This window comes from Synechococcus sp. CCAP 1479/10 (assembly GCF_019038515.1).
GTDB lineage: Bacteria > Cyanobacteriota > Cyanobacteriia > PCC-6307 > Cyanobiaceae > Cyanobium.
Window position 1 is genome coordinate 58,547 of the sequence record NZ_JAFKRJ010000024.1, and the last position, 24,757, is coordinate 83,303.

The 24,757-nt window shown below is 70.0% G+C and carries 38 protein-coding genes and 1 tRNA gene; 7 read left to right on the plus strand and 32 right to left on the minus strand.

All coding sequences use genetic code 11. From position 1 onward, the window contains the following. The first annotated feature begins 18 nt into the window (after window positions 1–18). The gene (locus tag KUG39_RS07510; RefSeq protein ID WP_216914086.1) at window positions 19–939 is read left to right on the plus strand and encodes a serine hydrolase; all 921 of its coding nucleotides are present in this window, start codon (window positions 19–21) and stop codon (window positions 937–939) included. A gap of 27 nt (window positions 940–966) precedes the next feature. Beyond that, window positions 967–1,617: a GAP family protein gene (locus KUG39_RS07515; protein ID WP_216914088.1), complete on the plus strand. Its 651-nt coding sequence runs from the start codon at window positions 967–969 to the stop codon at window positions 1,615–1,617. A 62-nt stretch (window positions 1,618–1,679) separates the two neighbouring features. Here KUG39_RS07515 and KUG39_RS07520 read toward each other — a convergent pair. Beyond that, a tRNA-Ser gene (locus tag KUG39_RS07520) sits at window positions 1,680–1,768 on the minus strand. A gap of 18 nt (window positions 1,769–1,786) precedes the next feature. Further along, window positions 1,787–3,010, minus strand: a complete 1,224-nt coding sequence (alr, locus tag KUG39_RS07525) for an alanine racemase (protein ID WP_216914090.1) — start codon at window positions 3,008–3,010, stop codon at window positions 1,787–1,789. A 74-nt stretch (window positions 3,011–3,084) separates the two neighbouring features. Between alr and KUG39_RS07530 the strand changes: the two genes are divergently transcribed. Further along, complete coding sequence (locus KUG39_RS07530; protein WP_015109429.1) at window positions 3,085–3,585, plus strand: HNH endonuclease; 501 nt, start codon at window positions 3,085–3,087, stop codon at window positions 3,583–3,585. Window positions 3,586–3,611: 26 nt separating this feature from the next. Here the strand turns inward: KUG39_RS07530 and prfA are convergent, their stop codons facing one another. The 30 genes from prfA to rplC form a co-directional block, all read right to left on the minus strand. Then, window positions 3,612–4,727 carry a peptide chain release factor 1 gene (prfA, locus tag KUG39_RS07535; RefSeq protein ID WP_094586005.1) on the minus strand — a complete coding sequence of 372 codons (1,116 nt, stop codon included), beginning with the start codon at window positions 4,725–4,727 and terminating at the stop codon, window positions 3,612–3,614. A 111-nt stretch (window positions 4,728–4,838) separates the two neighbouring features. After that, a complete protein-coding gene (rpmE, locus tag KUG39_RS07540) occupies window positions 4,839–5,135 on the minus strand; it encodes a 50S ribosomal protein L31 (RefSeq protein WP_216914092.1) in 297 nt (98 codons plus the stop codon). An 8-nt stretch (window positions 5,136–5,143) separates the two neighbouring features. Beyond that, a complete protein-coding gene (gene rpsI, locus KUG39_RS07545) occupies window positions 5,144–5,551 on the minus strand; it encodes a 30S ribosomal protein S9 (RefSeq protein ID WP_015109426.1) in 408 nt (135 codons plus the stop codon). Continuing rightward, window positions 5,548–6,000, minus strand: a complete 453-nt coding sequence (gene rplM / locus KUG39_RS07550; RefSeq protein ID WP_015109425.1) for a 50S ribosomal protein L13 — start codon at window positions 5,998–6,000, stop codon at window positions 5,548–5,550. Before rplM ends, rpsI begins: the two co-directional genes overlap by 4 nt. 146 nt (window positions 6,001–6,146) lie before the next feature. After that, window positions 6,147–6,992, minus strand: coding sequence for a tRNA pseudouridine(38-40) synthase TruA (truA, locus tag KUG39_RS07555; protein WP_216914110.1), 846 nt, complete (start codon window positions 6,990–6,992; stop codon window positions 6,147–6,149). Further along, on the minus strand, window positions 6,989–7,339 hold the full coding sequence (gene rplQ, locus KUG39_RS07560; RefSeq protein WP_216914094.1) for a 50S ribosomal protein L17: 351 nt from the start codon (window positions 7,337–7,339) through the stop codon (window positions 6,989–6,991). The genes truA and rplQ overlap by 4 nt, the downstream gene beginning before the upstream one ends. Window positions 7,340–7,385: 46 nt before the next feature. Further along, complete coding sequence (locus KUG39_RS07565; protein WP_094586008.1) at window positions 7,386–8,324, minus strand: DNA-directed RNA polymerase subunit alpha; 939 nt, start codon at window positions 8,322–8,324, stop codon at window positions 7,386–7,388. 82 nt (window positions 8,325–8,406) lie between these two features. Beyond that, window positions 8,407–8,799 (minus strand): 30S ribosomal protein S11, encoded by a 393-nt coding sequence (rpsK, locus tag KUG39_RS07570; RefSeq protein WP_094586009.1) that lies wholly within the window; start codon window positions 8,797–8,799, stop codon window positions 8,407–8,409. A gap of 171 nt (window positions 8,800–8,970) precedes the next feature. After that, the gene (gene rpsM, locus KUG39_RS07575; protein WP_094586010.1) at window positions 8,971–9,336 is read right to left on the minus strand and encodes a 30S ribosomal protein S13; all 366 of its coding nucleotides are present in this window, start codon (window positions 9,334–9,336) and stop codon (window positions 8,971–8,973) included. 66 nt (window positions 9,337–9,402) lie between these two features. Beyond that, window positions 9,403–9,516, minus strand: a complete 114-nt coding sequence (rpmJ, locus tag KUG39_RS07580) for a 50S ribosomal protein L36 (RefSeq protein WP_006173336.1) — start codon at window positions 9,514–9,516, stop codon at window positions 9,403–9,405. A gap of 43 nt (window positions 9,517–9,559) precedes the next feature. After that, window positions 9,560–10,111 (minus strand): adenylate kinase, encoded by a 552-nt coding sequence (locus KUG39_RS07585; protein ID WP_216914096.1) that lies wholly within the window; start codon window positions 10,109–10,111, stop codon window positions 9,560–9,562. A 24-nt stretch (window positions 10,112–10,135) separates the two neighbouring features. Then, window positions 10,136–11,455 carry a preprotein translocase subunit SecY gene (gene secY / locus KUG39_RS07590; RefSeq protein WP_094586012.1) on the minus strand — a complete coding sequence of 440 codons (1,320 nt, stop codon included), beginning with the start codon at window positions 11,453–11,455 and terminating at the stop codon, window positions 10,136–10,138. 107 nt (window positions 11,456–11,562) lie between these two features. Then, on the minus strand, window positions 11,563–12,018 hold the full coding sequence (gene rplO, locus KUG39_RS07595; RefSeq protein ID WP_216914098.1) for a 50S ribosomal protein L15: 456 nt from the start codon (window positions 12,016–12,018) through the stop codon (window positions 11,563–11,565). 8 nt (window positions 12,019–12,026) lie between these two features. Continuing rightward, on the minus strand, window positions 12,027–12,692 hold the full coding sequence (rpsE, locus tag KUG39_RS07600; RefSeq protein WP_015109416.1) for a 30S ribosomal protein S5: 666 nt from the start codon (window positions 12,690–12,692) through the stop codon (window positions 12,027–12,029). A gap of 14 nt (window positions 12,693–12,706) precedes the next feature. After that, window positions 12,707–13,072, minus strand: coding sequence for a 50S ribosomal protein L18 (gene rplR / locus KUG39_RS07605; RefSeq protein ID WP_094586014.1), 366 nt, complete (start codon window positions 13,070–13,072; stop codon window positions 12,707–12,709). Window positions 13,073–13,104: 32 nt separating this feature from the next. Further along, on the minus strand, window positions 13,105–13,644 hold the full coding sequence (gene rplF, locus KUG39_RS07610) for a 50S ribosomal protein L6 (protein ID WP_094586015.1): 540 nt from the start codon (window positions 13,642–13,644) through the stop codon (window positions 13,105–13,107). Between the two features lie 16 nt (window positions 13,645–13,660). Continuing rightward, on the minus strand, window positions 13,661–14,062 hold the full coding sequence (rpsH, locus tag KUG39_RS07615) for a 30S ribosomal protein S8 (protein ID WP_015109413.1): 402 nt from the start codon (window positions 14,060–14,062) through the stop codon (window positions 13,661–13,663). A gap of 20 nt (window positions 14,063–14,082) precedes the next feature. Continuing rightward, complete coding sequence (rplE, locus tag KUG39_RS07620; protein ID WP_094586016.1) at window positions 14,083–14,622, minus strand: 50S ribosomal protein L5; 540 nt, start codon at window positions 14,620–14,622, stop codon at window positions 14,083–14,085. A 122-nt stretch (window positions 14,623–14,744) separates the two neighbouring features. Then, window positions 14,745–15,101 (minus strand): 50S ribosomal protein L24, encoded by a 357-nt coding sequence (gene rplX, locus KUG39_RS07625; RefSeq protein WP_190611508.1) that lies wholly within the window; start codon window positions 15,099–15,101, stop codon window positions 14,745–14,747. 1 nt (window position 15,102) lies between these two features. Next, window positions 15,103–15,468 carry a 50S ribosomal protein L14 gene (gene rplN / locus KUG39_RS07630; RefSeq protein WP_015109410.1) on the minus strand — a complete coding sequence of 122 codons (366 nt, stop codon included), beginning with the start codon at window positions 15,466–15,468 and terminating at the stop codon, window positions 15,103–15,105. A gap of 10 nt (window positions 15,469–15,478) precedes the next feature. Next, a complete protein-coding gene (gene rpsQ, locus KUG39_RS07635) occupies window positions 15,479–15,730 on the minus strand; it encodes a 30S ribosomal protein S17 (protein ID WP_094586018.1) in 252 nt (83 codons plus the stop codon). A gap of 17 nt (window positions 15,731–15,747) precedes the next feature. Continuing rightward, window positions 15,748–15,960 (minus strand): 50S ribosomal protein L29, encoded by a 213-nt coding sequence (gene rpmC / locus KUG39_RS07640; protein WP_094586019.1) that lies wholly within the window; start codon window positions 15,958–15,960, stop codon window positions 15,748–15,750. Between the two features lie 2 nt (window positions 15,961–15,962). Then, window positions 15,963–16,421, minus strand: coding sequence for a 50S ribosomal protein L16 (rplP, locus tag KUG39_RS07645; protein WP_094586020.1), 459 nt, complete (start codon window positions 16,419–16,421; stop codon window positions 15,963–15,965). 16 nt (window positions 16,422–16,437) lie between these two features. Beyond that, the gene (rpsC, locus tag KUG39_RS07650) at window positions 16,438–17,166 is read right to left on the minus strand and encodes a 30S ribosomal protein S3 (protein ID WP_094586021.1); all 729 of its coding nucleotides are present in this window, start codon (window positions 17,164–17,166) and stop codon (window positions 16,438–16,440) included. 19 nt (window positions 17,167–17,185) lie between these two features. Next, a complete protein-coding gene (rplV, locus tag KUG39_RS07655; protein WP_015109405.1) occupies window positions 17,186–17,545 on the minus strand; it encodes a 50S ribosomal protein L22 in 360 nt (119 codons plus the stop codon). 4 nt (window positions 17,546–17,549) lie between these two features. After that, window positions 17,550–17,825, minus strand: a complete 276-nt coding sequence (gene rpsS, locus KUG39_RS07660) for a 30S ribosomal protein S19 (protein ID WP_015109404.1) — start codon at window positions 17,823–17,825, stop codon at window positions 17,550–17,552. 35 nt (window positions 17,826–17,860) lie between these two features. Next, window positions 17,861–18,724: a 50S ribosomal protein L2 gene (rplB, locus tag KUG39_RS07665; RefSeq protein ID WP_216914100.1), complete on the minus strand. Its 864-nt coding sequence runs from the start codon at window positions 18,722–18,724 to the stop codon at window positions 17,861–17,863. 15 nt (window positions 18,725–18,739) lie between these two features. Continuing rightward, window positions 18,740–19,042, minus strand: a complete 303-nt coding sequence (locus KUG39_RS07670) for a 50S ribosomal protein L23 (RefSeq protein WP_094586023.1) — start codon at window positions 19,040–19,042, stop codon at window positions 18,740–18,742. Continuing rightward, window positions 19,035–19,670 (minus strand): 50S ribosomal protein L4, encoded by a 636-nt coding sequence (gene rplD, locus KUG39_RS07675; RefSeq protein WP_094586024.1) that lies wholly within the window; start codon window positions 19,668–19,670, stop codon window positions 19,035–19,037. The genes KUG39_RS07670 and rplD overlap by 8 nt, the downstream gene beginning before the upstream one ends. Before the next feature lie 11 nt (window positions 19,671–19,681). Then, a complete protein-coding gene (gene rplC, locus KUG39_RS07680; RefSeq protein ID WP_094586025.1) occupies window positions 19,682–20,329 on the minus strand; it encodes a 50S ribosomal protein L3 in 648 nt (215 codons plus the stop codon). A gap of 412 nt (window positions 20,330–20,741) precedes the next feature. Between rplC and KUG39_RS07685 the strand changes: the two genes are divergently transcribed. The 4 genes from KUG39_RS07685 to KUG39_RS07700 form a co-directional block, all read left to right on the plus strand. After that, window positions 20,742–21,203 carry an NAD(P)H-quinone oxidoreductase subunit N gene (locus KUG39_RS07685; protein ID WP_216914102.1) on the plus strand — a complete coding sequence of 154 codons (462 nt, stop codon included), beginning with the start codon at window positions 20,742–20,744 and terminating at the stop codon, window positions 21,201–21,203. A gap of 47 nt (window positions 21,204–21,250) precedes the next feature. Next, on the plus strand, window positions 21,251–22,501 hold the full coding sequence (locus KUG39_RS07690; RefSeq protein ID WP_216914104.1) for a cation:proton antiporter: 1,251 nt from the start codon (window positions 21,251–21,253) through the stop codon (window positions 22,499–22,501). A 45-nt stretch (window positions 22,502–22,546) separates the two neighbouring features. Beyond that, a complete protein-coding gene (locus KUG39_RS07695; RefSeq protein ID WP_216914106.1) occupies window positions 22,547–23,629 on the plus strand; it encodes a Light dependent period protein LdpA domain-containing protein in 1,083 nt (360 codons plus the stop codon). Between the two features lie 29 nt (window positions 23,630–23,658). Further along, window positions 23,659–24,757: AAA ATPase domain-containing protein (locus KUG39_RS07700; protein ID WP_502988641.1), on the plus strand; the 1,099-nt coding region annotated here is incomplete at its 3' end.

Genomic DNA, 24,757 nt, shown 5'->3' on the forward strand with positions numbered 1-24,757 from the left:
CGCAAGGTGCCGCCGCTGATGGCGTTCTACAGCCCGGATCCGGCCATGGGCGAGGCCCTCCGCCAGCTGATCGGCCGACTGGAGGAGGAGGGGCGCCCGGGGCTGGGGGAGCAGATCTCCGTCACCTGGCTCCGCTACGGCGATTCCCTGGTGGGCGCGGCCGAGGGTCTGGGCCAGGAGGAGTTCTGGGGCCGGGCAGTCACCGGCGCCTCCTGGGCGGGTCCGACGCCCCGCTATCCCGCCAGCGTCGTGAAGCTGGTCTATCTGGTGGCGGCCGAAGCCTGGCTGCAGCGCCAGCTGATCGAGGACGGACCGGAGCTGCGCCGCGCCCTGGCCGACATGGTGCGCGATTCGGGCAACGATGCCACCAGTCTGGTGGTGGATCTGCTCAGCGGCACCACCAGCGGTCCGTCCCTGCCGCCGGAGCGCCATGCCGCCTGGTGCCGCCAGCGTCAGGTGGTCAACGACTGGCTGGCCCGCCTCGGCTGGAGCGAGGTGGCGGGGGTGAACGCCTGCCAGAAGACCTGGGCGGAGGGCCCCTACGGCCGCGAACGGGACTTCTACGGCGCCGAGCTGGAGAACCGCAACCGCCTCAGCACCGATGTCACGGCCCGCCTGCTGCACGCCGTGATGGCCGGCGCGGCGGTCTCCCCCCCGGCCTGTCGCCGCATGACGGCGCTGCTGCACCGCTCCCTCGACCCGCAGGCCCGGGCCGCCGATCCCGAGAACCAGGTGGATGGCTTCCTCGGGGCCGGCCTGCCCGAGGGGTCCCTGCTGTGGAGCAAGGCCGGCTGGATGAGCCAGGCGCGCCATGACGCCGCCTATGTGGAGGTGGAGGGGCGGGCGCCGATGCTGCTGGTGGTCTTCAGTGAGGGACGGGTGCGGGCCGCCGACGAGACCCTGCTGCCGGCCATCGCCGCCGCCCTGCTGGACGCCTGACCCTGCCCCGCTGACTGCCCCGCCCCAGTGACGTCCCCGCCCCTCGATGTGGTTCCCCTCGCCCTGGGGGCGGCGGTGAGCCCGATGCTGCTGGTGGGACAGATGCGCACCCTCACCGCGCCGGGGTCCGGCGTGCGTCAGAGCTGGGCCTACGTCGCCGGCAACGCCGTCGTGGTGGCGGGCTGGGCTCTGGTGGGGCTGGGCTCGGGGGGCTCCCTGCCGACCCGCGCCGCCGCCGGCGCCGATCCGGTGTCCGCCGGCCTGCGGCTGGTTCTGGCCGCCGTGCTGCTCGCCATCGGCGCCCGGGCCCTGCACCGTGAGGGGCCATCGGCCTCCACCGCCCCGGGGGGGCAGTCCCTGGGCCGATCCTTCGGGCTGGGGATCGCCCTGATGGCCGGCAACCTCACCTCCCTGGTGCTCTACCTGCCGGCACTGCAGGACCTGGCCCGTTCCGGCCTGGCGGCGGCCCCCCTGGCCGCCCTGGTGCTGCTGGTGAGCCTGGTCACCCTGGCGCCTTCGCTGCTGCCGCCGCTGGTCCTGGTGCTCACGGGGGCCTGGGGTCGGGCCCGCCTTGAGCAGCTCTGCCACTGGACCCTGGCCCACCAGGGCCGGATCAATGGCGGTCTGTGCTTTGTGTTCGCGGCCTATCTGGGCTGGAGCGGTGTCGCCAGGCTCTGAGCGGACCTGGCGACGGGGGCCCATGGAAGGGCCCTGGGGTCGGCCCATGGAAGGGCCTGGAACGGAGAGGGAGGGATTCGAACCCTCGACAGAAGTTGCCTCCTGTAACTCCTTAGCAGGGAGCCGCTTTCAACCACTCAGCCACCTCTCCAGTGGCCCAGCGAGCTTATCAGGGCTCGGACTCGGACCCCGGCGGCAGGGGCGCCCCCGGATCCGGGGGCACGGCCAGACGCGGCAGGCGGTGCTTGAAGCCGCAGAGGATCTCCCAGGGGATGGTGCCGCAGCGCTCGCTCCAGTCGAGGGGGCTGATCGTCTCCCCCTCCTGCTCGCCCAGCAGGGTGACCATGCTGCCCACCTCGATGCCGGGGGCCTCGGTGGCGTCGATCACCAGCTGGTCCATGGTGATGGCGCCCACCTGGGGCAGGCGCCGGCCCTCGAAGAGGACGTCCATGCGGTTGGAGAGCTGGCGGGGCACCCCGTCGGCGTAGCCGATCGACACCACCGCCAGCCGGCTGGGCCGGCTGGTGCGGTAGCGGTGGCCGTAGCTGACGCCGACCCCCGCCCCCACCTGGCGCAGCAGGGTGACGCGGGCGTGGATCTGCAGGGCCGGCCGCAGGGGCACCACGCCGGCCAGGTGGGCCGCCGGAGGCTGGCCGTAGAGGGCCAGCCCCACCCGGACCAGGTCGTAGTGCTGAGCGTGCCCCCGCAGGGTGGCCGCCGAATTGGCAAGGTGACGGCAACCGGCCGCCAGGCCCTGTTCGGCCAGGCTGCTGAGGACCGTCTCGAAGCGCTGCTGCTGCAGCGCGTTGAGGCCGTCGTCCTCCCCGGGAGCGGCATCGGCGCAGGCCAGATGGGAGTAGAGGCCCGCCAGCTCGAGGGCCTCCATGCCCTGCAGGGCCGCCACCAGCCGCGGTCCCTCCTGCCAGTCGGCGCCGAGGCGGGCCATGCCGGTGTCCAGCTTCAGCTGCACGGTCATGGGGCGGCCGCTGCCGCTGGCCAGGTTCTGGCAGAGCAGGGCTTCCCGCATGCTGCTGAGGGTCGGCATCAGCTGCCAGCGCAGGCAGCTGCGCAGCTCCTCGGGCTGGGTGAGGTTGCCGAGCACCAGCACCGGAGCGGAGATGCCGGCGCGGCGCAGCTGCAGCCCCTCACCCAGGGTGGCGACCCCGAAACAGGACGCCCCCGCCTCCAGGGAGGCGCGGGCCACCGTCAGGGCGCCGTGGCCGTAGGCGTCGGCCTTGACCACCGCCATCAGCTGGGTGGCCGGGCCGATGTGGCGCCGCAGGGCCCGCACGTTGGCCTGGATGGCCGCGGTGTTCACCTCCACCCAGGCCCGCTGCCGCGACTGGCGGGTCTCCTCCGTCGCACTGGCGCTGGCGAGCGAAGCGGTGGTCATGGGCGACGCCTGAGGGGGTGGACCATGGAAATCATGGGAATCCCGTTAGCATGCCGCGTATCCAGCGGACGGGAATGGGCCACGTACTCGTTCTGAATGCGTCCTACGAACCGCTGAACATCACCACGTGGCGGCGCGCCATGGTGATGCTGCTCAAGGGGAAGGCCGAGGGGCTCGAGCACGACCCCGAGCGGACGATCCGTCCGGACCATTTCCTGCCCACGGTGATCCGGCTGCGCCAGTTCGTGCGGGTGCCCTACAAGCCGCTCCCCCTCACCCGCCGCAACGTCTTCCATCGTGACGGCCACGCCTGCCAGTACTGCGGCTACAGCGGCGAGCAGCTCTCCATCGACCATGTGGTGCCCCGCAGCCGGGGCGGCACCGACGTCTGGGAGAACGTCACCACCGCCTGCCTGCCCTGCAACGTGCGCAAGGGCAACCGCACACCGCGGGAGGCGGGGATGCCCCTGGCCCGGGAGCCCCGCCGCCCCCTGGGCAGCCTGAGCTTCGAGGCCAACCGCCGCATCCGCTCCGGTCAGCACCAGGAGTGGGCCAAGTACGTCATCGGCGCCTGATCCGACTCGCGTCGTCACCGGGCCCCTCAGCCGCCGGTCCCGGTGGCTTCGAGGGCGAGGGCCTCCAGACCCTGGCGCTGCTCCTCGGCGATGCAGGCGCCGATCAGGTCCTCGATCTGGCCGGCCAGCACGGGCTCGAGGGAGAAGTTCCGTCCCAGACGGTGGTCGGTCACCCGGTTGTCCTTGGCGTTGTAGGTGCGGATCTTCTCGCTGCGGTCGCCGCTGCCCACCTGGGCGCGGCGCACGGAACGCTCGGCGGCGTTGGCTTCCGCCAGCTGGCGCTCGTAGAGCTTGGCCCGCAGGATCTCCATGGCCCGCTCCCGGTTCTGCAGCTGGGAGCGCTCCTGGGTGCAGAACACCCGGATGCCGGTGGGCTTGTGCAGCAGGTCGACCGCCGTCTCCACCTTGTTGACGTTCTGGCCGCCGGCGCCGCCGGAGCGGGCCGTGCTGATCTCCAGATCCCCCGGGTCGATCTGCACCTCCACCGGATCGGCTTCGGGCATCACCGCCACGGTGGCGGTGGAGGTGTGCACCCGCCCCTGGGATTCGGTGGCCGGGACCCGCTGGACACGATGCACGCCCGCCTCGAACTTGAGCCGGCTGTAGACCGCTTCACCGCGGATGGCGAGGATCAGCTCCTTGTAGCCCCCCAGATCGGCCTCCGAGGCGCTCACCGGCTGCACCTGCCAGCCCTGGCCCTGGGCGTAGCGCTCGTACATGCGGGCCAGATCCCCCGCCCAGAGGCTGGCCTCATCACCGCCGGCACCGGCGCGGATCTCCAGCATCACGCTGCGCTCGTCACGGGGATCCGAGGGCAGCAGGCTCAGGGTGAGGCGGTCGTTGAGGGCGTTGATCAGGCCCTCGAGGCTGACCAGCTCCTCCGTGGCCAGGGCCGCCAGTTCCTCGCCGGCGGGGTCGTCGCGGTGGGCCCGCAGCAGGGCGCGGGCCTCCTCCCGTTCCTGCTCCAGCTTGCGCAGCCGCTGGTAGTCGTTGACCAGGGGCTCCAGCCGCGCCCGTTCCCGGGCGATCGCCTGCAGCCGGGCCGGATCGGAGGCCACCGCCGGATCCGCCAGCTGGCGCTCCAGTGTCTGGAAGGTGCGGCAGGCGGTGTCCAGCCGGGATTGCAGCAGCTCGGAATCCATGGGGCGGCACCGGCAATAAAAAGGGCCGGGTGCGTCAGGCACCCGGCCAAGGCAGAACCGGACCGTTGCGCGATCCGGGGGTCCGAGGGACGCGTCAGGCCGAGAGACGCGTCAGGCTTCGGCGGCGGCCGGCTCTTCGGCCGGGGTGGCGGCGGCTTCGGTGGCCTTGGCGGCCTTCTTGGCACCCGAGGCGGAATCGGTGCTGCCCATGCCGTACTTGCGCATGAAGCGATCGACCCGGCCCTCGGTGTCGAGGATCTTCTGGGTGCCCGTGTAGAAGGGGTGGTTGCCGCTCCACACGTCGACCGTGAGCTCGGGCTGGGTGGAGCCGGTGGTCATCACCACCTCTCCGTTGCAGATCACCTTGGCGTCCGGATACCAGGTGGGATGGATGTCGGCTTTCGGCATGACGGAAATCAGCGCTTGGAGAACTGGGGAGCCTTGCGGGCTTTCTTGAGGCCGTACTTGCGACGCTCCTTGGCCCGGGGATCGCGGCTCAGGTGGCCTTCGATCTTGAGGGGTTTGCGGTTGTCGGGGGAGAGATCGCAGAGGGCACGGGCCGCACCCTGCTTGATGGCATCGGCCTGGCCGGTGAGGCCGCCGCCGCGCACGTTGACCAGGAGGTCGTACTGGGCTTCCAGACCCAGGGTCTGCAGGGGAGCCTTGACCGCCGCCAGGTAGACGGGGTTGTAGTTGAGGTAGTTGTCGCCGGGGCGGCCGTTGATGGTGACGCTGCCGCTGCCGGGCACCACCCGCACACGGGCGACGGCGGTCTTGCGACGGCCGGTGCCCCAGTAGACGACGCGGTTGGAGGTGCTGGTCATTGGGCGGCGGCGGCGGGATCGAGGGCGAGGGGCTGGGGCTGCTGGGCGGCGTGGGGATGCTCGGCACCCTTGTAGACCTTCAGCTTGCGGAACAGCTGGCGGCCCAGGGCGTTGTGGGGAAGCATGCCCTTGATCGCCTTCTCGATGATCCGCTCCGGCAGGCGGGCCTGCAGGTGCTCGAAGGTTTCGGTCTTCATGCCGCCGGGACGGCCGGAGTGGCGCCGGTAGATCTTCTGGGTGGCCTTGTTGCCGCTGACGCGCACCTTGTCGGCGTTGATCACCACCACGAAGTCACCCGTGTCGAGGTGGGGCGTGAAGGTGGGCTTGTTCTTGCCGCGCAGCACCTGCGCCACTTCACTGGCGAGACGGCCGAGGGTCTGGTCCGCTGCGTCGACCAGATACCACTGGCGCTCGAGCGAATCGATGGAGGGTGGGGTTGTCTTGTTCATCGCGCCGGCGGGCCGGTTTGGGGTGAGCCCATCGCAGCCGGATGGGTCGGGACAGGAAGATTCGACCCTACCGTGTCGCCGGATCCGGCGAATTCGGAGAGGCACCAGCTGCCTGGGGCCACCGGACGGGGCTCCCTGCAGGGCACTCAACCGATCGGATCGTCGCCGAAGGGATCGGCGGGAGGATCGCGCGATTCCAACAGAAATCGCGGTTGACAATCATACCAGGCGGCCTCAGGGAACACCGGCTCCGGGTAGCCCACCCGCAGCAGGCAGAGGCCCTGGGGCGGCGCGGCCTCCTTCACGGCGTGGCGGGCGCCGCTGCGCCAGCGGTGCAGAAACTCCGAAGCCGCCAGGCGACCCTCGCCCACGGCCACCAGCTGGCCCATCAGCAGGCGCACCATGCCGTAGAGGAAGCCGCTGGCCTGCACCTCGGTGACCAGGAGATCGCCGCAGCGCTCCACGCGCACCTCCTGGAGGGTGGTGCGGGCATGGGCGCGGCGGCTGCCCGCCCGCTGGAAGGCGGAGAAATCGTGCTCGCCGAGGAGGGCCTCGAGGCACCGGGCCATCAGGGCCTCATCCAGACGCCACTGGTAGCGGTGCCAGCTCCAGGGGGCCAGGAAGAGGTTGGGGGTGCGGCCGTTGTGGATCGTGTACCGGTAGCGCCGGTAGGTGGCGCTGAAGCAGGCGTGCCAGTCGCCGGTCACCTCGGCGGCGGCCCGCACCCGGACCGTGGGCGGCAGGCGGCCGTTGAGGGCCTTGGCCCAGCGGGTCACGGGGATGGGGCCAACGGCATCGAAGTGCACCACCTGGGCGGCGGCATGCACCCCGGTATCCGTCCGGCCCGCCGCCACCGCCCGGACGGGCCGGTGCGGGTCGAGGGCCTCGATGGCGGCCTCCAGGGTTTCCTGGACGCTGATGTGATGGGCCTGCCGCTGCCAGCCGTGGAAGGCGGCTCCGTCGTACTGCAGCGAGAGGGCGATCCGTTTCAGACCAGCTCGATGATGGCCATCTCGGCGTTGTCGCCACGGCGGCGCACCGTGCGGATGATGCGGGTGTAGCCACCCTGGCGATCGCCGTAGCGGTCCTGGGCCTTGTCGAACAGGGCGTGCACCAGCTGCTTGTCGTAGATGTAGCCGATGGCGCGGCGGCGGGCGGCGAGGGTGCCGTCCTTGGCCAGGGTGATCATGCGCTCGGCTTCTTCACGCAGGGCCTTGGCACGGGCCTTGGTGGTGGTGACGCGGCCTTCACGGATGAGCTGGGTGGTGAGACCACGCAGCATGGCCTTGCGTTGGTCGGCGGGGCGTCCCAGCAGGGGGACTCGGCACTGGTGTCGCATGGTGGGGACGGGGCGGGTGGCGAAACGGGGAAGGGGAAACCGCCTTTCAGCCGCTGGTGCGGCTCTGGGGCAGGGAGATGCCGATCCTCTCGAGAGCCTCGATCACCTCGTCGGCGGACTTGGAACCGAAGTTCTTGATCTCCAGCAGGTCTTCGTAGCTGAAGCCCATCAGGTCGGAGACGGAGTTGACCTGGGCGCGCTTGAGGCAGTTGTAGGCGCGCACGGAGAGGTTCAGCTCCTCCAGGGGGATCTGGGCCTCGGCCGACGGCTCGGGTTCCAAGCCGGGCTCCTCGGTCATGGTGAGGGTGGCCAGGGGCTGGAACAGGCTGATCAGCTGGTTGGCGGCCTGGGCCATGGCGTCGTCGGGGGTGACGCTGCCGTTGGTCTCGATCTCGATGCGCAGGCGCTCGTGGGCCGAACCGCCCTCGCCGACCGCCGTCTCATCGACGGTGTAGTTGACCCGGCGGACGGGCATGAACACCGCATCGATCTGCAGGAGATCGATGGCGGAGGTGTCCTCGTTGTGGCGATCCACCGGCCGGTAGCCGACGCCGCGCTCGACGTGAACCTCCATCTCCAGGCTGTGGCCCTCGGCCACGGTGGCGATCTCCCGGTCGCCGTCGATCACCTGAACCTGGGGAGAGAACTGCAGATCCGAGGCGGTGACCCTGGCCGGGCCGTTCACCATCAGGCGGCCGATCTCCAGGTCGCGGCTGCGGCTGTTGACCGGCACCGACTTGCAGTTCAGCAGGATGTCGAGCACGTCCTCGCGCACACCGGGAACCGTGGCGTACTCGTGGTTGACCCCGGAGAGACGCACCGCCGTGATGGCGCTTCCCTCGAGACCACCGATCAGCACGCGCCGCAGGGCGTTGCCGAGGGTGGTCGCCTGACCCCGGTCCAGGGGGCCGATCAGGAAGACGCCCGTCTGGGAACGGTCGTCGGCGACCTGGTGCTCGACCCGATCGATCTGGTAGTGCAACACGGTCTGAGGAGGTGAAAAGGGAACGGTGGCCGCGACGGCGGCCCGGGGAAGGCGGGAAGGAGGCCGGAGGATCTCCGGGGGCTCAGACCCGGCGGCGCTTGGCCCGGCGGCAGCCGTTGTGGGGCAGGGGGGTGACGTCGCGGATCAGGGTGATCTCGAGACCGGCCACCTGCAGGGCGCGGATGGCGGTTTCACGGCCGGAGCCGGGGCCGCGCACCAGCACTTCGATCTGACGCATGCCCTGCTCGAGGGCGCGACGGGCGGCGGCTTCGGCGGCGGTCTGGGCGGCGAAGGGGGTGCCCTTGCGGGCGCCCTTGAAGCCGCTGGCGCCGGCCGACGACCAGCTCACCACCTCACCGGCGGTGTCGGTGATGGAGACGATCGTGTTGTTGAAGGTGCTCTGGATGTGCGCGACGCCGTTGGGCACGTTGCGCTTGGCCTTCTTGGGGCCGGTCTTCTTGGCTGGTTTGGCCATGGCGGTGACCCCGCGGCTGCGGGGAGGTGATCGGAGGACTGGGGGGGAGCCCCGGTGACGACCTCCGCAAAGGGAGGGCGGCGGGACTGGGGCCCGGTGGCTGCCGCGAGGGGCCACGGGCCGGGAGATGGTGCAGGCAGGAAAGGCAGGGCGGGCCCGGAGGCCCGGACCTCACTTCTTCTTGCCGGCGACGGTCTTGCGGGCGCCGCGACGGGTGCGGGCGTTGGTGCGGGTGCGCTGGCCGCGCACGGGCAGGCCCATGCGGTGGCGGCGACCCCGCAGGCAACCGATGTCCTGCAGGCGCTTGAGGGCCATGCCCTCTTCGCGGCGCAGGTCGCCCTCGAGGACGAAGGAGTCGGCGGCGCCGCGCAGCTTCTGCACGTCGCCGTCGCTGAGGTCCTTCACCCGGATGTCGGGGCTGACCCCCGACTTGGCGAGAATCTTGCGGGCCCTGGTGAGCCCGATCCCGTACACGTAAGTGAGTGAGATCTCAACCCTCTTGTCACGAGGGATATCGACACCGGCGATCCGAGCCACGTCAGGAAACGATCAGAGGGCAAAGGGGGTGGCGGCCGATGGCGGCCGCCGTGGAAGCGTGGGGGGTCAACCCTGACGCTGCTTGTGCTTCGGGTTGGTGCAGATCACCATGACCCGGCCGTGGCGACGGATCACCCGGCATTTGTCGCACATCTTCTTGACTGAGGCACGCACCTTCATGGGCGTTGTGCTCTCCGAATTTGCAAACAGCTACCTTATCACATCAGTCCGTCAAGCTGGCTACGATCCTCTCCGCGATCGCCTCCACGGTGCCGGAAGCCTCCACGCTGCAGAGCAAGCCCAGCTGGCGGTAGTGGTCGATCAGGGGGGCGGTCTGCTCCTGGTACACCACCAGGCGGTTGCGGATCACCGCTTCGTTGTCGTCGGCCCGGCCGCGGGAGAGCAGGCGCTGGATCAGCACGCCGTCCTCCAGCTCCAGCAGCAGCACCCGTTCGATGCGCTGGTCGAGCTCCGCCAGCAGGTCGTCGAGGGCCTCGGCCTGGGCGAGGTTGCGGGGGAAGCCGTCGAGGAGCCAGCCGCCCGTGTGGCCCTCGAGGCGGCTGCGCACGATCGCCAGCACCAGGGCGTCGCTGACCAGCTCGCCCCGGGCCATCACCGCCTCGGCCTCCTGGCCCAGGGCGGTGCCGGCCTTGACCTCTCCCCGCAGCAGGTCGCCGGTGGAGAGATGCAGCAGCTGGTGACGTTCAGCCAGGAGCTCGGCCTGGGTGCCCTTACCGGCGCCGGGGGGACCGAGAAAGAGGAGTCGCTGTTTCATGGGAAGGGAAACGGGAGAAGGGGCCTACTGGCGGACCAGTCCTTCGTAGCGCTGGGAGATCACGTAGGTCTGGACCTGCTTGGCGGTGTCGATGGCCACGCCCACCAGGATCAGCAGGGAGGTGGCCCCGAGCCCCTGGAAGGTGCGCACCTGGGTCGCGCCTTCCACGGCTGAGGGGATGATCGCGATGGCGCCCAGGAACAGGCCACCCAGCAGGGTCAGGCGGTTGGACACGCCCGAGAGGTAGTCGGCGGTGGCCGAGCCCGGCCGCACCCCGGGGATGGCGACGCCGGAGCGCTTCAGGTTGGTGGCGATGTCCACCGGGTTGACGGTGAGGGAGGCGTAGAAGAAGGCGAAGCCGCAGATCAGGGCGAAGTACACCACCGCATAGACCCAGGGGGTGCTGCTGGTGGGGTTGAGGTAGCCCGCCACCCGGATCAGCCAGGGGCTCTTGGTGAGGTTGGCGATGGTGAGGGGCAGGAACACCACCGCCGAGGCGAAGATGATCGGCATCACGCCGCCGGCATTGAGCTTCAGGGGCAGGTAGCTCTGGCGGGAGGCCAGGGTGCTGGCCCCGCCCACCTGACGCTTGGCACTGACGATCGGGATGCGGCGGCTGCCCTCCTGAAGGAAGATGATCCCCACGATCGTCACCAGGAAGACGAGCACGAGCACGACGATGCCGCCCACCGTGGCCCGGTCGCCGCTCTGGGCCAGCTGGATGGTGGAGCCGAGGGCCTTGGGCAGGGTGGCGACGATGTTGATGAAGATCACCAGGGAAGCCCCCTGGCCGATGCCCCGCTCGGTGATCACCTCGCTGACCCACATCACCACCATCGATCCGGTCACCAGGGCCAGGCTCGTCTGGACGACGAACAGCCATTCCGGCAGGCCCGGCAGGGCGTACTGCCGCAGGATCAGGGCGAAGACGATGCTCTGGAGGATGCCCCAGCCCAGGGCCACGTAGCGGGTGATCTGGGCCAGCTTGCGGCGCCCGGCTTCCCCCTCGTTCTTCTGCAGCTCCTCGAGCTGGGGCAGGGCCGCCGTCATCAGCTGGATGATGATCGAGGCGTTGATGAAGGGCAGGATGCCGAGGGCGAACACGCCCAGGGTCGACAGGCCGCCGCCGGTGAAGATGTCGAGGAAGCCGATCAGCTGGCCCCCCTGGCGGATGAAGTCCTGGAAGGCGACCCGGTCGATGCCGGGCACCGGGATGTAGATGCCGAGTCGCACCAGCAGCAGCAGGCCCAGGGTGGTGAGCACCCGATCCCGCAGGCCCTTCGACTGGACCAGCTGGACGAGGATTTCAGCGGCGCTCGGATTGCGCCCCCGGCTGAGGAGCATGGTGATGTCGGGAGTGGAGGGAACGGGGCGCTACGACCGGAGCCGCCTGCCGCAGCACAAGGCTACGGGCAGGCGGCTCGCGGCTGGGGGCAGGGCAGGGCCCGGCCTCAGTCGATGATCTCGCAGGTGCCGCCAGCGGCTTCGATCTTGGCGCGGGCCGAGGCGGTGAAGGCGGCGGCGTGGACGGTGAGTTTCACCTTCAGTTCGCCGTTGCCGAGCACCTTCAGCGGATAGCGGGGGCTGGTGACCAGACCCGCCTGCTCGAGGGACTCGAGGCTGACCGTGCTGCCGGCCTTCATTTCACCCAGCCGCGACACGTTGATCACGGTGTAGTGGGTGGGGTTGATGACCGGGAAGTGCTTGAGCTTCGGGATCCGGCGGTAGAGGGGCATCTGGCCACCCTCGAAGCCGGGGCGGGTGGGCCGGCCGGAGCGGGACTTCTGGCCGCGCATGCCGAAGCCGCAGCTGGCGCCCTGGCCGGCGGCGATGCCGCGACCCTTGCGCAGCTTGCGCCGGCGCGAGCCCGTCTGGGGCTGGAGACTGTTGAGAGAGAAGGACGTCATGGCGGGCCTCAGGAGTAGATCTGCTCGAGGGAGATGCCCCGCTCCTTGGCGGTCTCCTTGTGGGTGCGCAGGCCTTCGAGGGCCTGCATGGCGGCGCGGGCGTTGTTGAGCGGGGTCTTGGAGCCCAGCCGCTTCGCCAGCACGTTCTTGATGCCGGCCAGTTCGAGCACGGTGCGGATCGAACCGCCCGCGATCACCCCGGTACCGGGGGCGGCCGGCCGGATCAGCACGCTGGCGGCGCCGTCGCGGCCGTTGCTGAGGGTGGGGATCGAGCTGGTGCGAGTGAGGGGCACCTTGACCAGATGCTTCTTGCCGTCGGCCACGCCCTTGCGGACGGCACCGATGACATCGCCGGCCTTGCCGACGCCCACGCCCACCTGGCCGCGTTCGTTGCCGACAACGACGATGGCCCGGAAGCTCATCTTCTTGCCGCCCTTGACGGTCTTGGAGACGCGGCGGATCTGAACCACCCGCTCCTGCCATTCGGAGTCGCGTTCCTGGCCGCGGCGGTTGTCGCGGCCACGGCCGCCGCCACCGCGGCGGTCACCCTTGGCATCGCCGCGGCCACCGCCGCCGCCGCCCCGGCGCTGCTCCTGCTGGCCTTCGGCAGCGGCGGGGACGTCGGAGGCCGCAGGCACGGCACCGGTCTGGATCTGGTCGTTGGTTTCGGTCATGGTGAGAGCAGGGATCAGAACTGAAGGCCCGCTTCCCGGGCGGCGTCAGCAAGGGCCTTGACCCTGCCGTGGTACAGGTTGCCGCCGCGATCGAAGACCACCTGCTGGATGCCCTTGGCGAGGGCGCGCTGGGCGACGAGCTGGCCCACCGCGATGGAGGCATCGCAGTTGGCGCCCACCGTGACGCTGGTGCGCAGGTCCTTGTCGAGGGTGGACGCGGCACAGAGGGTGCTCTGGGCGTCGTCGTCGATGACCTGGGCGTAGATGTGGTTGTTGGAGCGGAACACGGCCAACCTGGGACGGTCGGCGGTGCCGGAGAGCAGACGACGCAGGCGGCGGTGACGCTTCTGGGTCTGCTGTTTGCGGGAGAGGGTAGACATGGGGGATCAGACGGATGACGCTCGAGCAGACCTCATTTCTTGCCGGTCTTGCCGGCCTTGCGCAGAATCCGCTCACCTTCGTACTTGATGCCCTTGCCCTTGTAGGGCTCGGGCGGACGGATGCCGCGGATCTTGGCCGCCTCGTTGCCCACCAGCTCCTTGTCGGGGCCGGAGACGAAGACCGAGGTGTTGTTCTCGACCGAGAAGGTGACCCCTTCGGGGGGAACCATCTCCACCGGGTGGCTGTAGCCGGCGCTGACCACGAGCTTGCGCCCCTGGACCTGGGCGCGGTAGCCCACGCCGACGATCTCGAGCTTGCGGGTGAACCCCTGGCTGACCCCTTCCACCATGTTGGCGACGAGGGTGCGGCTGAGGCCGTGACGCTCCCGGGAGCGGCGGTGGCTGCTGGTGGGACTGACCACCACCGTGCCGCCTTCCTGGCTGACGCTGACGCCCTCCGGGAGAACGCGGCTGAGTTCCCCCTTGGGGCCCTTCACGGTGACCGCCAGGCCATCGAGGCTGACGGTGACCTTGTCGGGGATGGGGATCGGGGCTTTACCGATACGAGACATGGAACAACTCCTGGGATCAGTAGACGTAGCAGAGCACTTCGCCGCCGACGCCCTGCTTGCGGGCATCACGGTCGCTCATCACACCCCGGGAGGTGGAGATGATCGCCACGCCGAGGCCGCCCAGCACCTTGGGCAGCTGGCGGGTGTTCTTGTAGATGCGCAGGCCGGGCTTGCTCACCCGCTGCACGGAGCGGATGGTGGGCTGACGGTGCTTGCCGCTGTACTTCAGCTCGAGCACCAGCTGGCGCTGCACACCTTCACCTTCCTCGGCGATGGCGCCGATGAAGCCTTCTTGGTGCAGCACGTTGGCGATGCTGCGGGAGAGCCGGGAGGCGGGAATCCTGGTGCGCTCGTGGCGCTTCTCACTCGCATTGCGAAGGCGAGTGAGCATGTCTGAGATCGGGTCGTGGTTGGCCATGGTCGTGTCCGGGAGGGGGCTCAGGTATTGCGGAACGGCATTCCCATTTCGCGGAGGAGGGCCCGGCCCTCTTCGTCGTTACGGGCGTTGGTCACGATCGTGACGTCCATCCCCCGGATGGCATCGATCTTGTCGAAGGAGATCTCGGGGAAGATGATCTGCTCCCGGATCCCCAGGGTGTAGTTGCCCCGGCCGTCGAAGCTCTTCGGGCTCACACCGCGGAAGTCGCGGATGCGAGGCAGCGCCAGGTGGATGAGACGCTCGAGGAAGGCATACATCCGCTCGCCCCGCAGGGTGACGGCCACGCCGATCGGCATGCCCTGGCGGATCTTGAAGGCGGCGATGGCCTTCTTGGCGCGGGTCACCACCACCTTCTGACCGGTGATGGTCGCCAGTTCGGTGATCGAGGCCTCGAGGGCCTTGGCGTTCTGGGCGGCTTCACCGAGGCCCCGGTTGACGGTGACCTTGACCACCTTGGGAACCTCGTGGACGTTGGAGAGGTTGAGATCCTTCAGCAGCTTGGGCTGGATCGTCTCCCGGTAGCGCTGTTTGAGTGACATGACGGGGGGATGGGGGGGCGCTTCTGGACGTGGTCAGAAGGCGGACGGGGGAGGGAGGCAGGGACGCGGAGCGTGGGGGGCGTCGCGGAAGGGGGTGTGGGCGGCGACGCGTTCGGGGGCGGTCAGTCGAGCACCTCCCCTGTCTTCTTGAGGCGGCGCTTCTTGCTGCCGTCCTCCTGGACGACGATTTCCACCCGGCTGGCCACCTTGTTGGCGGTGGAGTACAGCATCACGTTGGAGGCGTGCAGGGACGCCTCTTCGGTGACGATGCGGCCGGTCTCGCCCTCCTGGGTGGGCTTGACGTGGCGGGTGCGCAGGTTGATGCCCTGCACCACGACACGGTTCTCGTTCGGCAGGGTGCGCAGCACCTCGCCGGTCTTGCCCCGATCCTTGCCGGCGATCACCTGGACGGTGTCGCCCTTGCGGATGCGCATCTTGACGCGCTGGACGGGCCGGGCTTTGGGGGTTGCGGTGGCCATCTCAGATCACCTCCGGGGCGAGGGACACGATCTTGGTGAAGTTGCGCTCGCGCAGCTCACGGGCGACCGGGCCGAAGACGCGGGTGCCCTTGGGGTTGTTGTCGTTGCCGAGGATCACCGCGGCGTTGTCGTCGAAGCGGATGGCGTTGCCGGTGTCCCGGCGCAGCGTGGCCCGGGTGCGCACCACCACGGCCTTGACCACATCCGACTTCTTGACGCCCATGTTGGGCATGGCGTCCTTGACGGCGGCCACGATCACATCGCCCACGTGGGCGTAGCGACGGTTGGTGCCGAGCACCCGGATGCACTGGATGCGCTTGGCGCCGCTGTTGTCAGCGACGTTGAGGAAGGTTTCCTGCTGAATCATGGGGAGTTCCTCAGCCGGCGCTGGTGGGGGAGAGAACCTCAGCGACGGCCCAACGTTTGGTGCGGCTGAGGGGGCGGGTCTCGGTGATCCGGACCCGGTCACCCACGCGGCAGCTGTTGGCTTCGTCGTGGGCTTTGTAGCGGGTGGTGCGGCGGACGGTCTTCTGATAGATGGGATGGGGGAAGCGGTTTTCCACCGCCACCACCACCGTTTTGTCCATCTTGTCGCTGACGACGGTGCCGACCCTTTCCTTGAGTGCCATGGGGATCGAGGGGGGAATCAGGAGGCGACGGTGGAGCGTTGACGCTCCTCCTGCACCGTCAGCAGGTGGGCCAGCTTGATGCGGGACTCCTTGAAGCGGTGCGGGTGCTCCAGACGGCGGGTGGCCTGCTGGAAGCGGAGGTCGAACAGTTCGCGACGGACGCCATCGATCTGTTCGGCGATCTGGGCGTCGCTGAGCGAACGCACATCGGTGATGGTGGGACGGGCCATGGTCAGGATTCCACTGCGAGGGCGGGTTCGGGGGCGGCTGCCACCTGATCGGCCAGGGCGAGGAACTTCGTCTTGAGCGGCAGTTTGAACTGGGCCAGACGCATGGCTTCCTTGGCGATTTCGGGCGTGATCTCGGGGCCACCCATCTCGAAGAGAATGCGGCCCGGCTTGATCACGGCCACCCAGAATTCCGGGTTGCCCTTACCGGAACCCATGCGGGTTTCGGCAGGCCGCATGGTGACGGGTTTGTCGGGGAAGATCCGGATCCAGATCTTGCCCCCCCGCTTGACGTAGCGGGTCATGGCACGGCGGCTGGCCTCAATCTGACGGGAGGTGATCCACCCGCACTCCTGGGCCTGCAGGGCGAAATCGCCGAAGGCGATGGTGTTGCCGCGCGTGGCGATGCCGCGCATGCGGCCTCGCTGCTGTTTTCGGAACTTGACGCGTTTTGGACTCAGCATGGTTCAGGCCTCCTGATCACTCCTCGTTGGAGCGGTCTTCGAACTGTTGCGGCCGGCGGTTGGCGCGGCGTTTCGGTGCTCCACCCACGGGCAGCTGGTCTTGCTGACCGGGAAGCACCTCCCCTTTGAACACCCAGACCTTGATGCCCAGGACCCCATAGGTGGTGGTGGCCACCTTGGTGGCGTAGTCGATGTCGGCGCGGAGCGTGTGCAGGGGCACGCGACCCTCGCGGGTCCACTCCGTCCGGGCGATCTCGGCGCCGTTGAGGCGTCCGCTCACCTGGAGCTTGAGACCCAGCACCCCGGCCCGCTGGGCGCGCTGCACCGCCATGCGCATGACGCGCCGGAAGGCCACCCGCTTCTCCAGCTGCTGGGCGATGTACTCGGCCAGCAGGAAGGCGTCGGCGTCGACCCGCTCCACCTCGACCACGTTGATGCGCACCTGACGGTGGGCGTCGCCGAGGGTCTTCTGGATGCCGGTGCGCAGCTCTTCGATGCCGCTGCCCTGGCGGCCCACGAGAACGCCCGGACGGGCGGTCTTGAGTTCCACTTCGAGCTGGTCGGCCTTACGGGCGATCAGCACGTCGCTGATGCCGGCGGCGGCGTACTTCTTGTTGATGAACGACCGGATCCGGTCGTCCTCCTGAAGGAGGACGGGGTAGGTCTTGCTTGGGGCGTACCAGCGGGAGCGGTGTTCCTGGGTGATCCCCAGGCGCAGGCCGGTTGGATGGATCTTGTGTCCCATCGGGCGGTGTCCTCGGGGGTCAGGCGGTGGGCGCTGCCACAGCAATGCTGATGTGGCAGGTTTGCTTTTTGATGGCGTAGGCGCGGCCCTGGGCCCGGGGCCGGAACCGCTTCAGGGAGGGTCCCATGTCGGCGCTGGCCTGGCTGATGACCAGGGTGGCCGGATCGAGGCCGAGGTTGTGCTCGGCATTGGCGACCGCGGAGCGGAGCACCTTGGTGATCGGGCCCGTGGAGCGGTAAGGCATGAACTCGAGCATGATCAGGGCGTCGCGGTAGGTGCGACCCCGGATCTGATCGAGAACCCGGCGCACCTTGGACACGGAACCGCGGATGAAGCGGCCGTGAGCCAGGGCCTGGGTGTCGGGTGTGGTGGTTGCCATCGGATCAGCGGCCTCCCTTCTTGTCTTTGATGTGACCGCGGAACGTGCGGGTGGGGGCGAATTCGCCCAGCTTGTGGCCCACCATCTGCTCCGTCACGTAGACGGGCACGTGGGCCTTGCCGTTGTGAACGGCAATGGTGTGGCCGATCATCATCGGCAGGATGGTGGAGGCCCGTGACCAGGTCTTGATCACGGTCTTGTCGTCGGCAGCGTTCTGCTTCTCCACCTTGCGAAGCAGGTGGTCGGCGACGAACGGGCCTTTCTTGAGTGAGCGTCCCATGGCGGATCAGGCGAACAGCAGAGCGGTGTGGGTCATCAGGAGTCGCGTCCGCCACGGCTCCGTTTGGAGGTGCGGCGTCGTTTCCGCAGCACGAACCGGTTGCTCGGCTTGTTGCGCTTGCGGGTCTTGAGGCCCAGGGCGGGTTTGCCCCAGGGCGTGACCGGACCGGAACGGCCGATCGGTGCCCGGCCCTCACCACCACCGTGGGGGTGGTCGCAGGGGTTCATCACGCTGCCGCGCACTTCCGGACGGCGGCCCAGCCAGCGCTTGCGACCGGCCTTGCCGAGGCTGGTGTTGCGCTGCTCGGCGTTGCCCACCTCACCGAGGGTGGCGTAGCACTCGCGGCGCACCAGCCGCACCTCGGTGGAGGGCAGCTTGAGGGCGACGTAGTTCCCTTCCTTGGCCACCACCTGGGCGCTGGCCCCGGCGGTGCGGACCATCTGACCGCCGCGACCGGCGTAGAGCTCCACGTTGTGGACGCTCGAGCCCAGGGGGATGGCCGAGAGGGGCAGGGCGTTGCCGTTCTCGATCGGGGCGTCCGGGCCGGAGATGACGCTCTGGCCCACCGCCACGTTGGCGGGGGCAAGGATGTAGCGCTTCTCGCCGTCGGTGTAATAGAGCAGCGCCAGACGGGCGTTGCGGTGTGGGTCGTAGTGGATCGCGGCCACCTTGGCGCTCACACCGTGCTTGTCGCGACGGAAGTCGACGATGCGGTAGAGGCGCTTGTGGCCACCGCCGCGGTGGCGGCAGGTGATCACGCCGCGGTTGTTGCGGCCCTTGTGGCGGTGCTTGGACACCACCAGGCCCCGTTCCCGGTTCTTGCCCGTGATGTCACTGAAATCAGTGACGACCAGCGTGCGGGTGCCGGGGGTGTTGGGCCTGTAGTTGCGGATTGCCATGACGTTTCAGACCCCTCAGGACTCAGGGAACAACTGGATGGCGTTGCCTTCGGCAAGGCGCACCACCGCTTTCTTCACCTGGGCACGTTTGCCGGCGAAGCGCCCCACCCGACGGGAGCGGCGGGGGGGATTCATGGTGCTGACGCCGACGACCTTGACGTCGAACAGATGCTCGACGGCCGCCTTGATGTCGGGCTTGGCGGCCCGATGGTCCACCTCGAAGGTGTACTGGTTGATCTCGATGGCCCGGGTGGCCTTCTCGGTGATCAGCGGGCGACGGATCACGTCCGCCAACCGGCCTGCAAAACGCTCAGACATCGCCGTAGACCTCCTGAATCTTCGCCAGTGCCTCTTCGCTGAGCACCAGCTTGTTGGCATGGAGCAGATCGAACACGTTGAGCTGATCGGCGGCGATCAGCTTCACCTTCTCGAGATTGCGCACCGAGCGGGTCACCGCCTCGGGAGCGCCATCGAGGATCAGCAGCACCTTGGCGCCGGCCTCGATGCCGAAGCGGGACAGGGCGGCGGTGATCTCCTTCGTTTTGGGGGTGTCGAGCCCGGCGCCGAAGCCCTTCACCACGATGATGTCCGCGACGCGGCTCATCAGGGCGGTGCGCAGGGCCAGGCGACGCTCCTTGCGGTTCATCGCCACGGCATAGCTGCGGGGCTTGGGTCCGAAGATCACGCCACCGCCGGGCCGCAGGGGGGTGCGGATCGAGCCCTGGCGGGCCCGGCCGGTGCCTTTCTGCTTGTAGGGCTTGCGACCGCCACCGGCCACTTCGGCGCGGGTGAGGGTGCTGGCGGTGCCCTGACGGGTATGGGCCAGCTGGCGCACGACGGCGCGGTGGAGCAGGCCGTTGGCGGATGTTTCCTTGGCGACTTTGAGGTCGAGGGGAGCTTTGCCGCTCTCCTTGCCTTGCCAGTCGCGAATCACACAGTCAGTCATGGGTGTTCTCCTCAGTTCGCTGCGGGGACGCCCACCCGCCGGGCCGGGCGGATGTCGAGCAGGGCGCCGGGCTTGCCGGGTACCGAGCCCTTGACGACGAGCAGATTGCGTTCCGCATCCACCTTGAGGATGGTGAGGCCGCGGGTGGTGATCTGCTTGCCGCCATAGCGACCGGCCATCCGCTTGCCGGGGTAGACCCGGCCTGGGGTGGTGCCGGCGCCGATGGAGCCTGGCTCTCGGTGGTTCTTGGAGCCGTGGCTCATGGGACCGCGGCTGAAGCCGTGGCGCTTCTGGAGGCCCGAGAAACCACGACCGATCGTGTCGCCGCTGACGTCGACCTTCTGGCCGGGGGCGAAGTCACCGACGGTGACGGCGGCCCCGAGCTCGAGGCCGTCGATGGCCTCCAGCCGGTACTCCTTGAGGTGCCGCAGGGGCGCCTCGCCGGATTTGGCCAGGTGGCCCTTGGCCGGCTTGTTGACGAGCTTGTCGCGCGTCTCGCCGAAGCCGAGCTGCACCGCGGTGTAGCCGTCGGTGGCTTCGCTCTTGAGTTGGGTGATGCGGCAGGGACCCGCTTCGATCAGGGTGACCGGAATGGATTTGCCTTCTTCGTCGAAGAACTGGGACATACCCAGCTTCTTCCCGAGAATGCCGATGGACATGGGAGGGAGAACAACACCAGCTGGACTGCCGAGGCGTGCCGCCATGGATCTGGGCCGAGGCCCGACATCCGTGGAGGACCCGCTGGACGGCGGGGGGGCTGAATTCGTGGAATCGCAGATTGACCCGAGGGTCAGGAGCTAGCGAGGCGAATCAGCGGGCTGGGACTTGCCGGAAGCGGTGAGGCCTCGGGCAGTATCCCGACGGTCCGAACAGCGACGAGCGCTGCAGGAGTCGTACGGGCCGGGAAGGGTTCGTCACCACTGACGGACCCCGTACCGTTCTCTGGAGGCCCGGCTAGCGGACGGGCACAGATCTTCGGCACAAGAGACAACAGTACCCCATGGTGTGCACCACCACCCCTGGGACCCTCATCGGCTGCCAGACTCAGCCCCGACTCGCCTGCCGCTCCCGATGCCCCTGCTGATGACCGGCCGTGGTTTCCGCACCGAGCTGGAGCGCTGCGGTGCCCTCGCCCTGTTCGTTCCGCTGGAGGGCGGCGCCGAGACCCGGCTGCTGCGGCGGCTGCGGGCGGCCGGCTACCGGGCCCACCTCACCTCCGCCCGCGGGCTGGGGGATCCGGAGGCCTACCTGCTCCAGATGCACGGCATCCGGCCGCCCCACCTGGGCCACCACAGCGTCGGCCAGGCGGCCGCCGTGGGCGAGGTGCAGCGGGTGATGCCCCAGCTCGGCCCTGCGCTGGCCGGCGAGGGCCCGGTGCTTCTCTGGCTGCTGGAGGGCCAGGTGCTGAGCAGCTCCGAACTGGCCGCCCTCTGCGAGCTCTGCCGCAGCGAACCGCGCCTGAAGCTGGTGGTGGAGATGGGCGGCGCCCGGGCCCTGCGCTGGCAGCCGCTCGAACAGCTCGTGCCGGCCTGAGCTGAATTCACCCCATAGCCTGGGTCCGTTCCGCGGACTCCCAGGCCTTGAGTGAGCGGCTCGGATTGATCTGGGGTTCGGCCTTCTTCGCCGGCTCCCTGGCCCAGGCCACGGCCTGGCTCACCGGCCAGCCGGCGGTGGTGCTGCTGCTGGCGATCGGCCTGATCACGGGCCACGCCGGGTTCGACCTGGTCCATCCCGAGAACCTGGGCGCCGGCCTGGAGCCCCTGGTCGGTCTGCTGGTGAGTCTGGTGCTCTTCGACGGGGGGCTCAACCTGCGCCTGGCGGGCCGCGATCTGCAGCGGTCGGTGCTGCAGCTGGTGCTGGTGCGCCTGGTGCTGGGGCTGCCCCTGGCGGCCCTGCTGGCCCATGGCCTGGCGGGGCTGCCCTGGCCCCTGGCGTTGGTCTACGGCGCGATCGCCCTGGCCACCGGTCCCACGGTGGTCACCCCGATGGTGCGCCAGCTGCGCCTGGCTCCGAAGCTGGGCCAGCTGCTGGAGGCGGAGGGCCTGATCCTCGAACCGGTCAGTGCGGTGCTGGGCCTGGTGCTGCTCCAGGTGATCCTGGGGGACCTGGGCAGCTGGCAGGAGGTGGCCTCCCGACTGCTGCTGCGCCTGGGGGGCGGGGTGGTGCTCGGCGGCCTGGCCGGGCTGCTGCTGTCGGAGGTGCTCCGGCGCCTGGCCGCCGTGGCGGCGGCGCGCGGCGGCGCGGGGCCGGCCGAGCCCGGTGGCCTGGAGCTGCAGCTCACCCTTGGGGTGCTGTTTCTGATGTTCAGTGGCTGCGAGGCGCTGCTGCCGGAGTCGGGCCTGCCGGCGGCGGTGAGCGCGGGGGTGGTGGTGGGGCTGCGCCTCGATGCGGCCGCCACCCAGCTCGACGCCCTGATCCGCCAGCTGGCCATGCTGGCGATCACGGTGCTGTTTCCCCTGCTGGCGGCCGATGTCTCCTGGGCCGAGCTGAGTCCCCTCGGCCTGGGCGGCCTGGCCTGCGTGCTGGGCCTGATGCTGATCCGCTGGCCCCTGATCCAGCTGACGGGCCTCGGCCTGCCCAGCCTCGACTGGAAGGAGAAGGCCCTGCTCAGCTGGATCGCGCCGCGGGGCATCGTCACCGCGGCGGTGGTGAGCCTGTTCGCCCTCGAGCTCGACCGGGCCGAGGTCCCCGGCGGCGCCACCCTCAAGGGGCTGGTGTTCCTGACCATCCTGCTGACCGTGGGCCTGCAGGGGTTTTCCGCCCCCTGGCTGGTGCAGCGTCTCGGGCTGGCCCAGCCGGAGATCGCGCCGGAGCTGCCCGGCACCGGCTGAGGGCCCTGCCGGTGGCAGGATCGTTTCGCCCCACGCGCGCCATCCATGGGTGCCTTGCTCCGGGGCCCCGCGCCGCTGCTCCGGCAGCACCCCGAGCAGGCCCTGGCCGCCGGCGGCTGGGTGAAGCTGATCGGCGGGGCCAGCAACCAGGATCTGGCCGCCATCGAGGACCTGGCCGGCATCCATGCGCTGGCCGGGGTGCACTGCATCGATGTGGCCGCCGATCCGGCGGTGGTGGCCGCGGCCCGGCGGGGCATGGCCTGGGCCGAGGCCCGCGGCGCGGTCCGTCCCTGGCTGATGGTCAGCCTCAGTGACGGCCTCGACCCCCACTTCCGCAAGGCCTGGTTCGATCCGGACCGCTGCCCGCCCGCCTGCCCCCGGCCCTGCGAGCGGGTCTGCCCCGCCCTGGCCATCGCCGGGACCGGGGTGGTGGAGGAGCGCTGCTACGGCTGCGGCCGCTGCCTGCCGGCCTGTCCCCTGGGGCTGATCGAGGAACGCAGCCAGGTGCTGGAGGCCGCCGGCGTGGGGGCCCTCCTGGCGCAGTTGGCCCCGGACGCGGTGGAGCTGCATACCCGGCCCGGGCGGCTGGAGGCCTTCGGCGATCGGGTGGCCCAGCTGGCCGCCAGCGGGGTGCCGCTGCGCCGGGTGGCGGTGAGCGCGGCCCTGGAGGGAGGGGCCACGGTGGAGGAGCTGGCGGCGGAGCTCTGGCAGCGGTTCCGCCTGCTGCGTGGGGCCGGCTTCCGGCCGCTCTGGCAGCTGGATGGCCGGCCGATGAGCGGTGATGTGGGGGCCGGCACGGCCCATGCGGCGGTGGCCCTGCTGGAGCGGCTGGGGCCGCTGGCGCCGCCGGGTCCGCTGCAGCTGGCCGGCGGCACCAATGCCCACACCCTTGCGGTGCTGGCCCGCTCCCCGGCGGCCCGGCCCCGGGCGGCCGGGGTCGCGTTTGGGGGGGTGGCCCGCCGCCAGCTCCAGCCCCTGCTGCAGGAGGCCCAGGCTGAGGGGCGACGGCTGCTGGACCTGCCCCTGCTCTGGCCCCGGGCCCTGGCCATCGCCGAAGCGCTGGTGGCCCCCTGGCTGGCCCGTGGTGTCAGCGGCCCCCGGGGTCTGGCGGGCCCCGGGCCCGGCTAGAACGAACGGACCGCTCCCCCCGCCGCCCCCTGGAGCCTTCGCCCCCCCCCTCCCTCTCCCCCCAGCGGGTCACCGACGACCTGGATCGTCTGCTGGCCGTGCTGCCGCCTGTGGTGCAGCGGGCCCTGGCGGGGCCGGAGCGGCGGGAGGGCCTGCTGGAGGTGGTGCTCGACCTGGGGCGGGTACCTGAGGCCCGCTACCCCGGCCGGGTTCTTGCTCTGGGCAACGACGCGATCGCGCGTTCCGATCTGGCGGCGGTGCTGCAGCGTCTTGGCCCGTTCGGTGGTGACAACCGGGCCGGCATCGAGCGCACCCTGCACCGCATCAGCGCCATCCGCAACCGCACCGGCGACGTGGTGGGGCTCACCTGCCGGGTGGGCCGGGCCGTGTTCGGCACGGTGGCGATGGTGCGCGACCTGCTGGACACGGGCCAGTCGCTGCTGCTGATGGGCCGCCCCGGGGTGGGCAAGACCACGGCCCTGCGGGAGATCGCCCGGGTGCTCGCTGACGACCTGCAGCGCCGGGTGGTGGTGATCGACACCAGCAACGAGATCGCCGGCGACGGAGACATCCCCCACCCCGCCATCGGCCGGGCCCGGCGGATGCAGGTGGCGCGCCCGGAGCTGCAGCACCAGGTGATGATCGAGGCGGTGGAGAACCACATGCCCGAGGTCATCGTCATCGATGAGATCGGCACCGAGCTGGAGGCCCAGGCGGCCCGCACCATCGCCGAGCGGGGCGTGATGCTCGTGGCCACCGCCCACGGCAACGAACTGGCCAACCTGATCCGCAACCCCACCCTCAGCGATCTGGTGGGGGGGATCCAGTCGGTGACCCTGGGGGACGAGGAGGCCCGCCGCCGGCGCACCCAGAAGACCGTGCTGGAACGGGCGGCCGAGCCCACCTTCCCCCTGGCGGTGGAGATGCACAGCCGGCACCGCTGGCTGGTGCACCGCGACGTGGCCGGCACGGTGGATCTGCTGCTGCGCGGCCAGCCCACCCATCCCCAGGTGCGGGAGCTGGGCGGCGACGGCCGCCTGGTGCTGCGCGACGACGGCCCCGTCCGCCCGGCCGCTCCGCCCGCCTGGGCCCCCGCCGCCGTGCCCCCCCGGCGCCCCGGCCCCGCCC